This is a genomic window from Streptomyces sp. NPDC055815, assembly GCF_053616475.1.
The window spans coordinates 1-13,179 of the sequence record NZ_JBSHDU010000099.1 but is presented as its reverse complement, the minus strand read 5'-3'; the positions used below and the strand labels follow the sequence as shown (position 1 = coordinate 13,179).

The following is a 13,179-nucleotide window of genomic DNA, read 5'->3' as shown; positions in this document are numbered from 1 at the left end:
CCCTTTCGAGCCGTCAGCGCACCGCCACGAACCGCACCGGCGTCCCCGGGACCGCCTGCGCCGCCGCGCCCAGGTCGGCCTCCCGCACCACCGCGACCACCGGATAGCCGCCGGTCGTCGGATGGTCCGCCAGGAACACCACCGGGCGCCCGTCCGGCGGCACCTGCACCGCGCCCAGGACCATGCCCTCGCTCGCCAGCTCGCCCGGCACGGCCCGCTCCAGGACCGGTCCTTCGAGCCGCAGCCCGATCCGGTTGCTCGCCGGCGAGACCCGGTACGCGCGCGTGGTGAAGGCGCGCAGCGCGTCGGCGGTGAACCAGTCGTCCCGGGGTCCTGGCCGGACCCGCAGGACGAGTTCGTCCGGCGGGCCCGGCCAGGGGGGAGCGTCGACCGACCCCCGTACGGCCGTGGCCGCTCCCAGCGGCAGCACCGCCCCCTCCGCCAGCGGCGCCGGGCCGAGGCCCGACAGCAGGTCGGTGGAGCGGCTGCCGAGCACCGGCGCGACGGCGATCCCGCCGCCGAACGCCACGTACGAGCGCAGCCCGCGCACGGCCGCGCCGACCTCCAGGACGGATCCGGCCCCGACCCGGAGCGTCGTCCCCCAGGCGGCCGGGCGGCCGTCCACCCGCACCGGGCACGGCGCGCCGCCCACGGCGACGGTCACCGCGCACCGGGGCCGCAGGGCGCACCCGTTGACGGTGGTCTCCAGGACCGCCGCGCCCTCCGCGTTGCCGACGAGCCGGTTGACGAGGCGCCCGGCGGCCGGGTCGAGGGCGCCCGAGCGGGGCACGCCGAGGTGCGCGTACCCCGTGCGCCCCAGGTCCTGCACGGTGGTCAGTGCCCCGGCCCGGACGACCGCGAAGGCCCGGTCGCTCATCGCCCGCCCTCCGCCGTGAAGCGGACCCGGGTGCCGGGCGTGAGCAGCGCTGCCGGTTCCCGTTCGGCGTCCCACAGCACCGCGTCCGTGGTGCCGATCAGCTGCCAGCCGCCGGGGGAGGAGCGCGGGTAGATGCCCGTGTACGGCCCCGCCAGGGCGACCGAGCCGGCCGGGACGGAGGTGCGCGGCGTGGCCCGGCGCGGCACCTCGTACCGCTCGCCGAGCCCCGTCAGATAGCCGAAGCCGGGCGCGAACCCGCAGAACGCGACCCGGAACTCGGCCGCCGTGTGGATCCGCACGGCCGCTTCCACGGAGACCCCCCAGAGGGCGGCGACCTCCGCCAGGTCGGGCCCGTCGTAGCGGACCGGCACCTCGACGGCCTCGCCCACGCGCGCGTGGAGCGGCGCCGGCTCCCAGCCGGCCAGCTCGGCGGCGAGGCGCTGCGGATCGTCCACCCCGTCGAGGAGCACCGTCCGCGCCGCCGGCACGATCTCCCGTACGGCCGGCAGCGCACCGGCCGCCCGCCGCCGCAGCAGCTCGGCGTGCAGGGCCTCGGTCGCCGCGCCGCCGTCCAGTTCCACCAGGAGGGCCCGGTCGCCCACCCTCAGCACCCTCACGCGAAGGCCTCCACGCGCACGCCCGAGGCCTCCAGCTGCTCCCGCACCTTCCGCGCGAGGCCCACCGCGCCCGGGGTGTCCCCGTGCAGGCAGAGCGACCGGGCCCGCACGGCGACGGAGCTCCCGCAGTGCGCCGTGACGACCCCGAAGCGGGCCATGGACACGGACCGTTCGACGACCTCGTCCGGGTCCGTGACGACGGCGCCCTCCTGCCCCCGTGGCAGCAGGGAACCGTCCGCCCGGTAGGCCCGGTCGCCGAAGGCCTCGGCGACGACCGGGAGTCCGGCCGCCGCGGCGGCCTCGTGCAGCCGGGACCCCGGCAGCCCGAGGACCGGCAGCGTGCGGTCCGCGAGCAGCACGCCGTCGACGACCGCCGCCGCCTGCTCCGCGTCCCTGACCACCCGGTTGTAGAGCGCCCCGTGCGGCTTCACGTACGAGACGCGGGAGCCCGCGGCCCGGGCGAAGACCTCCAGGGCGCCGATCTGGTACGCCACCTCGGCGGCCAGCTCCGCCGCCGGGACGTCCATCGCGCGCCGCCCGAAGCCGGCCAGGTCGCGGTAGGACACCTGGGCCCCGATCCGTACCCCGCGCGCCGCCGCGAGCTCGCAGACCCGCCGCATGGTGGCCGCGTCCCCGGCGTGGAAGCCGCAGGCCACGTTGGCGCTGGTGACGACGGACAGGAGCTGCTCGTCGTCGGTCAGCGTCCAGCGGCCGAAGCCCTCGCCGAGGTCGGCGTTGAGGTCGATCGGGACCCAGGTCATGTGGTGCTTCCTCTCCCACCTGGTGGTGCGGTGGTGCTCAGGGGACGTACGTGGGGGTTCAGACGGAGATCCGGTAGTCCTCGTCCCGGACGTCGGTGACGAACATCCGGCCCGGGGCGTGGGTGATCGCGAACGGCGGGCGTGAGGCCATCACGGCCGCCTGCGGGGTGACCCCGCAGGCCCAGAACACCGGCACGTCCCCCGGCTCGGCCTCGACCGCGTCGCCGAAGTCCGGCCGGTCCAGGTCCCGGATGCCGAGCGCCGCCGGATCACCCGCGTGCACCGGGGCCCCGTGGACGGCGGGCAGCAGACCGCTGATCCGCCGCGCCACGGGGACGAGCTCCGCCGGGACCGGCCGCATCGACACCACCATGGGCCCGTGCAGCCGCCCGGCCGGCCGGCACGCCCGGTCGGTGACGTACATCGAGACGTTCCGGCCCTGCGCGACGTGCCGCAGCGGCACCCCCGCCCCGGCCAGCGCCCCTTCGAAGGTGAAGCTGCAGCCGATCAGGAACGAGACCAGATCGCTCCGCCAGTACGCGCGCGCGTCCGCCGGTTCGTCGACGAGCCGGCCGTGCTCCCACACCCGGTAGCGCGGGACGTCGGTGCGCAGATCGGCGTCCGGGGCGAGCGAGGTCGTCCAGGAGCCCGGGTCGGTGACGTCGAGCACGGGACACGGCCGCGGGTTGCGGGTGCAGAACAGCAGCACGTCGTACGCCCAGGACGCGGGCACCGCGATCAGATTGGCCTGCGCGTGGCCCGGCGCCCAGCCGGCCGTCGGGCCCGCCGTCCCGGCTCTGGCACGCGCGCGTGCCTCACGCGGATCGAGAACCGCGGTCCCGCTCATACGAGTTCCCTCCCGCGCGTCTCGGGCAGCCCGAACAGGGCCAGGACGGCCAGGCCGTAGCCGACGGCGCCGAAGACGAGGGCTCCGCCCACGCCCCAGCTCTCGGCGAGGAAGCCGACCAGGGTCGGGAAGACGGCGCCGACCGCGCGCCCCGTGTTGTAGGTGAGCCCCTGTCCCGTGCCGCGCACCGCCGTCGGGTACAGCTCGGCGAGGAAGGAGCCGAAGCCGCTGAAGATGGCCGACATGCAGAAGCCGAGCGGGAAACCGAGCAGCAGGAGCAGGGTGTTCGCCCCGGCGGGGATGTGGGTGTACGCGAGGACGGACACGGCGGAGAGCACGGCGAAGAGGGCGATGTTCTTCTTCCTGCCGAGCCGGTCGGTGAGGTACCCGCCGGTCAGGTAGCCGGTGAAGGCGCCGGAGATCAGCAGGGTCAGATACCCGCCGGTGCCGACCACGGTCAGGCCGCGCTCGGTCTTCAGGAAGGTCGGGACCCAGGTGGCGAGCGTGTAGTAGCCGCCCTGGACGCCGGTCGAGAGCAGGATCGCGAAGAGCGTGGTGCGCAGCAGGCCGGGTCTGAACACGGCGCGGAAGGAGCCGCGCCCGGCGCCGGACCGGCGGGCCTCGGTCGCCTGCGGGGCGTCCTCGACGTTCCGCCGTACGTAGACGACGAGGAGCGCGGGCAGCGCGCCCGTCCAGAAGAGGATCCGCCAGGCGAGGTCCGCGTCGGCCCACTGGAACACCAGGGTGTACACGAGGACCGCGAGCGCCCATCCGGCCGCCCAGGCGCTCTGGACGGCGCCGAGGGTACGGCCCCGGTGCTTCGCGGAGGCGTACTCGGCGACCAGGATCGCGCCGACGGCCCACTCGCCGCCGAAGCCCAGGCCCTGGAGCGCCCGGAAGACCAGCAGGGTCTCGTAGTTGGGCGCGAAGCCGCACAGGACGGTGAAGAGCGCGTACGTGACGACCGTGATCATCAGGGCCTTCACGCGGCCGACGCGGTCGGCGAGGACGCCGGCGAGCGCGCCGCCGACCGCCGAGACGACGAGGGTGACGGTGGTGAGGAGGCCGGTCTGGCCCTTGTCGAGGCCGAAGTAGGCGGCGATGGCCACCATCGACAGGGGCAGGGTGAAGAAGTCGTAGGAATCCAGGGCGTATCCGCCGAACGCGCCGCCGAAGGCGCGCCGGCCGCGTGGCCCGAGGCCGCGCAGCCAGGCGAACGCGCCCGTGTCGTCGGGTCGTTCGCCCTGGGAGTGCTGCCGGGTCTGTGTCGTGCTCATCTGCACCTCGCAGGAGTGGGAGGCGTGCCTGAGAGACGTACTGAGGATCCGTGCGGTGCCGTCAAGGTAGAGGATTGTTCAACGATCCGACAAGAGGTGTGTTGTCGGTTCCCCGTTTCTGCGGTTGACTCGGCCGCGGACGACAGAAGGGGCGAGGCGCTGTGGACCTGAGTGGGGCCGGAGGGCTGACGGACGACCGCGTGCTCCTGGGGCGCACGAGCACGGCGGAGCGGGTCGCGGACATCCTGCGCACCCGGATCGCCGAGGGCTACTTCCCGCCCGGCTCGCGGCTCTCCGAGGAGAGCATCGGCGGCGCCCTCGGTGTGTCCCGCAACACACTCCGCGAGGCGTTCCGGCTCCTCACCCACGAGCGCCTGCTCGTCCACGAGCTCAACCGGGGCGTCTTCGTCCGCGTCCTCGCGGTCGGTGACGTGGACGACATCTACCGCACCCGCCGGCTCGTCGAATGCGCCGTCGTGCGGGGCCTGGGGCGGCCGCCGTTCGCCGTCGACGGCCTCGCCGCCGCCGTCGCCGAGGGCGAGGCGGCCGCCCGCGCCGACGACTGGACGGGCGTCTCCACCGCCAACATCCACTTCCACCGCGAACTCGTCGCCCTCGCGGGCAGCGCCCGCACCGACGAACTGATGCGCGGCGTCCTCGCCGAACTCCGCCTCGCCTTCCACGTCGTCGACGACCCGCGCGCGCTCCACGAGCCCTACCTCCGGCGAAACCGGGAGATTCTGGACGCCCTGCGCGCCGGAGAGCGGGCCTCGGCGGAGCGGCTCCTCGCCCGCTACCTCGACGACTCCCGCACCCGGGTCGCCGCCGCCTACGCCCAGGCCGTCGACGATCCGACGGCCCCCGCCGGCTGACGGCACAGCCCGTACGAGGCTACCGAGACGGGCGGTCGCATCTGCGCCGTTTCGACCGTTGTCAGGGTGAGGACCTAATCTGTGCACCGTGACTTCGCCTGCCTCGACGGACCTCGCTCCGCCCCAGCTCAGCGCGGGGCCGCGCCCCGCGCAGGGCCCGGCCGCCGACGAAGGGCTCGCGCGGCGCCTCCGCGCGCTCGCGTGCACCGCCCCGCTGCACGACCTCGACGCGCGCAAGGCCAACCTGGCCGGCGAGTACACGGTCTACGCGATGGCCGAGGTGGCCCTCGCCGCGATCGACCTCATCACGCTGAACATGGACTTCGACACCGGCGCCGACCACGAGCAGATCGTCTCCCGCCTGCTGCCCCGCGTCGCCGCCCAGGCCCCCACCCGCCCCGCCGCCGAGCACGAGCGCGTGGCCCGCTGGGTCCTGGAGAACCTGATCAACGTCGGCAGCGTCGACCGCGGCTTCCGCGCCGTCTACGGCACCTTCGGCACCGACGGGGTCTACGTCCGCCGCGACTACGACTTCAAGCTCATCGAAGAGGTCCCGGGCTACGGCGGCGGGGTCTACCTCCGCACCACCGACGAAGCGGTCAACGTCCTCGTCGGAGCCCTCGACACCGACGTCACCAGCGCCCAGATCGCCGCCGAGGTGAAGCTGGAGGTCCTCATCAACCGGGGCCGCCTCGCCGACGCCCAGCTCGCCGCCGAGCAGGCGCGCTACCGGACCGTGCAGTACGCCGAGACCCTCCGCAAGACCCTGGAGGCCACCCGGCGCAACGTCCGCGCCGTCGACTGGCTCCACACCGTCCCCGACATGATCGCCGAGGCGCTCGACCACGTCGCCGACCGCTACCGCCACGAGAACGCGATCCTCACCAACATCCGCAAGGCCCGCGACGAGGCCGAGGCCACGTCCGACGCCAAGACCGCGGAGCACAAGCGGCGCGCCGCCGAGCTCGTCGACATAGTCAAGGACTGCATCCGGCGCCACACCCAGCTCCAGTCCCGCCTCCTGGAGGCCGGACCGCTCTTCCGCGCCGAGCAGGACCGGCAGGCCTTCGCCGCCCCCACCACGTACACCGGACTCGACCTGTACGGGCAGCTGGTCGCCCCCGTCCTGCCGCTCCCCGTCGAGCAGGCCACCCGCGTCACCGACGCCTTCTTCGCCCACGGCACCGGGCTGCGCACCCCCGCCTCCGTCCGCCTCGGCGACCTCGTCGACCTGCTCCTCACCCCGCCCGTCGAGCGCGAGCACCTCGGCGCGGAGATGCCGGAGCCCGACCTCATCGCCACCCCCGACGACTCCCGCTTCAGCGAGGAGCAGCTCGCGAGCGCCATGCGCCTGCTCGACCTGGAGCACGACGCCCCGCGCCGCCTCTCCGGACTCCTCGCCGAGGCCCGGCGCCTGGACGCCGACCTGCCGTACCTCGTCGCCCTCCTCGCCGTCCACGCGGCGAGCCCGCCGGTCGGCACCGCCTACCGCCAGGGCGAGGAGCGCCTCCTCTTCGCCGTCGACGACGGCACCCCGCTCGACGACCCCGAGTTCGGCGGGGCCGACCTGATCGTCGGTACGGCCCTGCTCGACGCGGCGGGCATGGCCGCGGACCGCACGGAGGCCACGTGACCCTCGTCCCCGAGGCCCGGACGAGCGCGTCCGACGCCGCCGTCCCCTGCGCACCCGCACCGGCCACCGCCGAGCAGACGCCTACCGCCGTGCCTGTCCCGCCTCCGGCCGAGCCGACGGACACCGCCGTGCCCGTCCCGCCTCCGGCCGAGCCGACGGACATCGCCGTGCCCGTCCCGCCTCCGGCCGAGCCGACGGACATCGCCGTACCGGAGCAGGCCGCCGTGCCGGAGCCGCAGGCCGCGACCGCACGCGAGGCCGACGTCGAGCCTCTTCCCGAGCCGGACGGCGAACCCCTGGAGGCCCCCGGGGCCGTCCAGGGCGACCCGGCCGACCTCCCGCTGCCGCGGGCCGTGCCCGGGGAGCAGGACACCGGGGCCCGGACCGACGACGACGGCGAGCCCCGGCCCGAAGCGGACGCTCCGACCACCGGTCGCCCGCGGTTCGGCACCGTGTCCGTGCCGGAGCCGTCCCGTACCCCGCCCGCGCGGCGCCAGGACCTCCCGTCCGTGCGTGCCGTGCGGCTCACGGACACGCCGCCCGCGCCCGCCGACCGCAGGGGCCCCGCCGCCGTCACCCCCGTCCCGCTGCCCGTACCCCGCGCCGTACCGACCGAGAGCCGTACCGAGGAGCCCCAGCCGTGAGCGAAACCCACGCCGAGTACGCCGACGCGTGGAGCGAGCAGGAGCCCCCGCAGCCCCCGGCCGCCACCGTCCCCTCCGCCGTCACCCCCGCGGACGCCGCCGACGCGGCCCGGCTCGTCTCCTTCGGGCTCCAGCCCAAGCTGCTCCCGGCCCGCGACGCCGAGTACACCGAGCTGCTGCGCCGCTACCGCGAGGACCCCGCCTTCGCGCGCCTCGCCGACGCCGTGGCCACCGGCCTCGGACTCGTCGTCCTGGAGGTGTCCCCGCGCGCGGGGATGGCCGTCACCGCGGGCGAGGACTCCGTCTTCGCCGTCCGCATGGGCGACTACGCCCGCCGCGCCAACACGGACTCCGCCGACCGGTTCCTGCACGGCCTGGCCCACCTCGCGGTCGCCGCCATGGCCTTCCCCCGCCCCGAGGACCTCGCCGACGACGCGTACATCGGCCGGCTCACGGTCAACGGCGTCGACGCCTTCGTGCGCCAGGCCTGTCTGCGTCTTGAGCGGCGCGCCGAGGAGCAGGGCGAGAACACCGACCCGGCCTCGGACGCCCCCGGCCTGGAGGCCGCCTGGCGGATCTACGCGCGCCGCAGCGCCACCGGAGCCACCAAGGACGCCCGCCGCCTCGCCGGGTCCACCACCGGCATCGTCGGCAAGGCGGCCGCGTTCCTCACCGACTCCGGTTTCCTCCAGCGCACCGGCGACGAGGGCGGCGGCTCCTACCGCACCACCGCCCGCTACCAGCTCCAGGTCCGCGACATGGCCGGCTCCGCCGCCATGGCCGAGCTCCTCGAACTCGGCGTCGTCCCCGTCAGCGACGGCTCCGCGACCCTCCTCCCGCCGCCCGAGGGCGACGACCTGGAACTCGCCGCCGACGCGGGCCTGCCCTTCCACGCCTGATCACGCCTGATCACGAACGAGACGACGAGAGTCCGCCGCATGTACGAGCTGTCCCGGGTCCGCCTCTACTCCATCGGTCCCGCCGGTGCGCGCTACGCCGACACCGTCCTGGACCTGCGCGGAGTCGGCGCGCCGGTGCCCCACCCCGCCCCCACCCAGGCGGAGTTCTTCGAGGAGGAGCCGGTCGGCCCGCCGCGCCGCCCGGCCCCCGCGGGCGTGCTCTTCCTGGAGAACGGCGGCGGCAAGTCCGTCCTCCTCAAGCTGATCTTCTCGGTCATGCTCCCCGGCCACCGCAACACCCTCGGCGGCGCCAGCTCCGGCGTGCTGCGCAAGTTCCTCCTCGCCGACGACTGCGGCCACGTGGCCCTGGAGTGGCAGCACACCCTCACCGGTGAACTCGTCGTCGTCGGCAAGGCCAGCGAGTGGCGCGGCCGCCAGGTCTCCAACGACCCGCGGAAGTTCGCCGAGGCCTGGTACTCCTTCCGTCCAGGACCCGGACTCAGCCTGGACAACCTGCCCGTCGCCGAGGCGACCTCCGTCCGCCCGCCCGTCGAGGGCGCCTCCGGCGCGACCGGCCGCCGCCGCACCATGAAGGGCTTCCGCGACGCGCTCACCGAGGCCGGGAAGGCCTATCCGCACCTGGAGGTGGTCTGGGAGGAGATCCACGACCGCTGGAACGAGCACCTCGGCGACCTCGGCCTCGACCCCGAACTCTTCCGCTACCAGCGCGAGATGAACGCCGACGAGGGCGAGGCCGCCGGCCTCTTCGCGGTCAAGAAGGACTCCGACTTCACCGACCTCCTGCTGCGCGCCGTCACCGACACCCGCGACACCGACGGCCTCGCCGACCTCGTCGGCGGCTTCGGCAACAAGCTCGGCCGCCGCGCCGAACTGACCGCCGAACGCGACTTCACCGCCGGCTCCGTGGACCTCCTCGGCCGCATCGTCGACGCCGCCGGAACCCGTGCCCACGCGCGCGAGGTCCACACCGGCGCCGAGCGCCGCACCCGTACCCTCGCCCGCCGGCTCTCCGCCCGCGCCGCCGAGGAGCGCGGCCGCGCCGCCGAACTCGCCCAGCAGGTCACCTCGGCCGGACACGCCGTCGCCGAGGCCGAGACCGCCCGCAGCCGCAGCTCCCTCATCGCCGCCGAACTCGCCTACCGGCACGCCTCCCTGGCGCTGACCGCCGCCGAGAAGGGCGCCGCCGCCCAGCGCCGCGAACTCACCGACGCCCGCACCCTGCACTCCGCCTGGCAGGCCGCCGAGGCGGTGCTGCGCCACCGGGCCGCCGGCGACCGCTCCGCGCGCGTGGCCGCCGCCATCCGCGAGGCCGAGCGCGACGCCGCCCCCGCCCTGGCCGCCCGCGCCAAGGCCGCCGCCGATCTCGTACGGGCCCTGGCCGCCGCCGCCGAGGAGGGAGAGCGCCACGCGGCCGAGGAGGAGGAGCGCTCCACCGCCCTCCAGGACGCGAGCGAGACCGCCCACCGCGACGCCACCGCCGCCGCCACCGAGGCCCAGCGGGCCCGCAGCGAGGCCGGCCACCTGCGCCAGCGGCTCGCCGAGGTCGAGCAGGAGACCGCCGAGGCCGTACGGGCCGGCTGGCTCGACGACACCGCCCCCGACGCCGACCCGGCCCGCGCCGCGCTCGCCGCGAGCGACGCCGAGAAGACCACCGTCGCCGCCTGGGACACGGCCCGCGAGGCCGCCCGCACCGCGGCCGAACGCGCGCGTGAGGCCGCCGGCGCCGAATCCCGCGCCGAACTCGCCGCCGCCCGCGCCGCCGACGCCGCCGAGGCCGCGGGGAACGCCTACGACGCGGAGCGCCGCGCCGCCGAGTCCCTCGCCTCCGAGGAGCGCCTCGCGGAACTCCTGAGCCTGCCGTCCTCCGGCTCCCCGCTCCCGGGCCAGCGCGCCGCCACCGCCTCCGACGCCGAACCCGAGGAGGAGGCGGGACCCGGCCCGGAGCCCCAGGGCCCGCTCACCGTCACCGAGTTCGACCGGTACGCCGACGAGCTGCGCGGCCTGCTCGACCAGGCCGTCGGCTCCGCCGAGAGCCGGCTCTTCGAACTGCGCACCGCCGCCGCCGACGACTCCCGCATCCTCGGCGCCCTCGGCGACGGCGGCCTGCTGCCGCCCGGCCCCGACGTCCTCGCCACCGTCGAGTACCTCGGCGAGCACGGCATCCCCGCCCTCCCCGGCTGGCGCTACCTCGCCCAGGCCGTGGACCCCGCCGACCACGCCCGGGTCCTCGCCGCCCGCCCCGAGCTCGTCGACGGCGTGGTGATCACCGACCCCGTCTCGTACGGACGCGCCCGCGAGGTCCTCGGCAGCGCCGCCCTGCTGCCCCGCTCCGCCGTCGCCGTCGGCACCGCCGCCGCCCTGCTCGCCCCCGTACCCGCCCAGGAGACGGCCGAGGACACGGGGGTCTTCCTCGTCCCGCCGAACCCGGCCATGCACGACGAGCACGCCGCCGACGAGGAGCGGCACGCGCTGCGCGCCCGCGCGACCGCCCGCGACGAGGAGATCCGCACCCTCGCCGCCCGCCTCGCCGGCGACCGCGCCCTCGCGTCCCGGATCGGCGCCTGGCGCGCCGACTGCCCGTTCGGGATGCTCGCCGAGCTCGCGTCCGTCGCCACGACCGCCCGCGAGACCGCCGAAGCCGCCGCCGCCACCCTGGAGGAGGCCCGCACGGCCCGTACGGAGGCCGACGAGGCCGCCACCGAGGCCGCCCGGCTCCGCGACGAGCGCCAGGAGGCCGCCCAGCGCGCCCGCCGGGCCGCCGACGCCCTCGCCGGCCTGGCGTTCCGGCTGCGCGAGCGGTCCGCCTGGCAGGCCAAGCTCCGCGAACTCGCCGACGACGCCACCGAGTCCGAGGCCCGCGCCCAGACCTGCCTGGAGCGCGCCCGCGCCGCCGACGAGGACCGCCGAGCGGCCCAGCGCGCCGCCGACGACGCCCACCGCACCGCCCGCGCCCTGCGCGCCGAGCGCGCCGAGATCGCCGGCGCCCCCGACACCCTCCCCGAGGAGGACCCGGCCGCGCCCCGCACCGCCCTCCCCACCCTCCGCGAGGCCTACCGGGCCGCGTCCCAGCTGTACGAGAAGGTCGGCGTCGGCGCCGACCTGCGCGCCGAGCAGGCCCGCGCCGAGAGCGACGAGTCCGCCGCCCTCGCCGAGCTCGACCGCCTCACCAACAAGGTCCGCACCCGCGCCGAACAGCTCCTGGAGTCCACCGACGGCGCCGACGGCCCGTCCCGGCAGGCCGCCGCCGCCCGCGCCGAGGCCCTCGTCCAGATGCTGGAGACCCGCGCCTCCGAGGCGAGCGAGAAGCTCGGCCGGCTCCGCGGCGAGGCCGAGCGCCTCGCCCCCGAGGACGGCGAGGCGCACACCGAGCTCCCCGAGGAGCTGGTGCCCGCCGACGCCGAGCGGGCCCAGGCCCTGCTCCGTACCGCCACCACCGAGCTCGCCTCCCGCACCGACGCCCTGGACGCGGCGCGCGCCGCCCATGCCGGACTCCTCCGGGACCACCGGGCCGCCGAGGACGCGGCCGGCGGCTTCGACGAGACGGCGGCCCTGCTGCGGGACCTGCTCCGCGACCACGCGGACGAGGAGCGGGAGGAGACCGAGCCGTACCCGGGCACCCTGGAGGAGGCCCGCACGACGGCCGCCGAGGCGCGGCGCGCCCTGCGCGGCTGCACCGCCGAGCTGTCCGCCGCCGACGCGGCCGTGCGCGAGGCGAGCGACATCCTCGTCCGGCACGCCAACTCCACCCGCTACGAGCAGGTCCGCACCCCCGCCCGCCAGCAGATCCGCGAACTGCCGGCGTCCGCGCTGCCCGAGCACGCCGCCAAGTGGGCCGAGGCCTTCGCGCCCCGGCTGCGGGTCCTCACCGACGAGCTGGAGCAGCTGGAGCGCAACCGGGACTCGATCGTCGACCGGCTGCGCGGCCTCGTGGAGTCCTCCCTCGCGACGCTCCGCTCCGCCCAGCGCCTCTCCCGGCTCCCCGAGGGCCTCGGCGAGTGGTCGGGGCAGGAGTTCCTGCGGATCCGCTTCGAGGAGCCCGACCAGGCCACGCTCGCCGAGCGGCTGGGCGAGGTCGTCGACGAGGCGACCCGCGCCGCCGTCAAGAAGAACTCCGACCTGCGCCGCGACGGCATGTCCCTGCTCCTGCGGGGCGTCCAGGCCGCGCTCGAACCCAAGGGCGTCTCGGTCGAGATCCTCAAGCCGGACGCCGTGCTGCGCGCCGAGCGGGTCCCCGTCGGGCAGATGGGCGACGTCTTCTCCGGCGGCCAGCTGCTCACCGCGGCCATCGCCCTGTACTGCACGATGGCGGCGCTCCGCTCCAACGACCGGGGCCGCGACAAGCACCGGCACGCGGGCACGCTGTTCCTCGACAACCCGATCGGCCGCGCCAACGCCACGTACCTCCTGGAGCTCCAGCGGGCCGTGTCGGACGCGCTGGGCGTCCAGCTCCTCTACACGACGGGCCTGTTCGACACGACCGCGCTCGCCGAGTTCCCGCTGGTGATCCGGCTCCGCAACGACGCGGACCTGCGGGCGGGACTGAAGTACATCAGCGTGGAGGAGCACCTGCGCCCCGGGCTGCCGCAGCCCGGCGCGGAGGGCGAGACGATCCACGGCGAGATCACGGCCACGCGGATGTTCCGCCGCCACCAGTCGGACGACCCGGCCGCGGCGGGCGACGCGTAGCCCCCGGTCGTACAACGGCGAGCGGCCCGGCCCCCTTTCGGGGAC

10 protein-coding genes are annotated in these 13,179 nt (G+C 76.1%); 5 read left to right on the top strand and 5 right to left on the bottom strand.

Annotated elements, in window-relative coordinates; genetic code table 11:
• Nucleotides 1-13: 13 nt before the first annotated feature.
• Genes ACWGN5_RS37230 through ACWGN5_RS37210 form a run of 5 tightly spaced genes read right to left on the bottom strand, consistent with a single transcriptional unit; the run spans nucleotide 14 to nucleotide 4,379 of the window.
• Nucleotides 14-877: a 5-oxoprolinase subunit C family protein gene (locus ACWGN5_RS37230; RefSeq protein WP_453522838.1), complete on the bottom strand. Its 864-nt coding sequence runs from the start codon at nucleotides 875-877 to the stop codon at nucleotides 14-16.
• Nucleotides 874-1,494, bottom strand: coding sequence for a 5-oxoprolinase subunit PxpB (gene pxpB, locus ACWGN5_RS37225; protein WP_453522837.1), 621 nt, complete (start codon nucleotides 1,492-1,494; stop codon nucleotides 874-876). Before pxpB ends, ACWGN5_RS37230 begins: the two co-directional genes overlap by 4 nt.
• Nucleotides 1,491-2,255 carry a LamB/YcsF family protein gene (locus tag ACWGN5_RS37220; protein ID WP_453522836.1) on the bottom strand — a complete coding sequence of 255 codons (765 nt, stop codon included), beginning with the start codon at nucleotides 2,253-2,255 and terminating at the stop codon, nucleotides 1,491-1,493. Before ACWGN5_RS37220 ends, pxpB begins: the two co-directional genes overlap by 4 nt.
• 58 nt (nucleotides 2,256-2,313) lie before the next feature.
• The gene (locus tag ACWGN5_RS37215; protein ID WP_453522835.1) at nucleotides 2,314-3,102 is read right to left on the bottom strand and encodes a putative hydro-lyase; all 789 of its coding nucleotides are present in this window, start codon (nucleotides 3,100-3,102) and stop codon (nucleotides 2,314-2,316) included.
• Nucleotides 3,099-4,379: an MFS transporter gene (locus tag ACWGN5_RS37210; RefSeq protein ID WP_453522834.1), complete on the bottom strand. Its 1,281-nt coding sequence runs from the start codon at nucleotides 4,377-4,379 to the stop codon at nucleotides 3,099-3,101. The genes ACWGN5_RS37215 and ACWGN5_RS37210 overlap by 4 nt, the downstream gene beginning before the upstream one ends.
• Before the next feature lie 161 nt (nucleotides 4,380-4,540).
• On the opposite strand from ACWGN5_RS37210, the gene ACWGN5_RS37205 reads away from it, so the two are divergent.
• The 5 genes from ACWGN5_RS37205 to ACWGN5_RS37185 all read left to right on the top strand — a co-directional run bounded on the left by ACWGN5_RS37205 (nucleotide 4,541) and on the right by ACWGN5_RS37185 (nucleotide 13,134).
• Nucleotides 4,541-5,251: a GntR family transcriptional regulator gene (locus ACWGN5_RS37205; protein WP_453522833.1), complete on the top strand. Its 711-nt coding sequence runs from the start codon at nucleotides 4,541-4,543 to the stop codon at nucleotides 5,249-5,251.
• An 88-nt stretch (nucleotides 5,252-5,339) separates the two neighbouring features.
• Nucleotides 5,340-6,884, top strand: coding sequence for a hypothetical protein (locus ACWGN5_RS37200; protein WP_453522832.1), 1,545 nt, complete (start codon nucleotides 5,340-5,342; stop codon nucleotides 6,882-6,884).
• Nucleotides 6,881-7,528 (top strand): hypothetical protein, encoded by a 648-nt coding sequence (locus ACWGN5_RS37195; RefSeq protein WP_453522831.1) that lies wholly within the window; start codon nucleotides 6,881-6,883, stop codon nucleotides 7,526-7,528. The genes ACWGN5_RS37200 and ACWGN5_RS37195 overlap by 4 nt, the downstream gene beginning before the upstream one ends.
• A complete protein-coding gene (locus ACWGN5_RS37190) occupies nucleotides 7,525-8,427 on the top strand; it encodes a hypothetical protein (protein ID WP_453522830.1) in 903 nt (300 codons plus the stop codon). Before ACWGN5_RS37195 ends, ACWGN5_RS37190 begins: the two co-directional genes overlap by 4 nt.
• 39 nt (nucleotides 8,428-8,466) lie before the next feature.
• Nucleotides 8,467-13,134: a hypothetical protein gene (locus tag ACWGN5_RS37185; protein WP_453522829.1), complete on the top strand. Its 4,668-nt coding sequence runs from the start codon at nucleotides 8,467-8,469 to the stop codon at nucleotides 13,132-13,134.
• The last annotated feature ends 45 nt before the right edge of the window (nucleotides 13,135-13,179 follow it).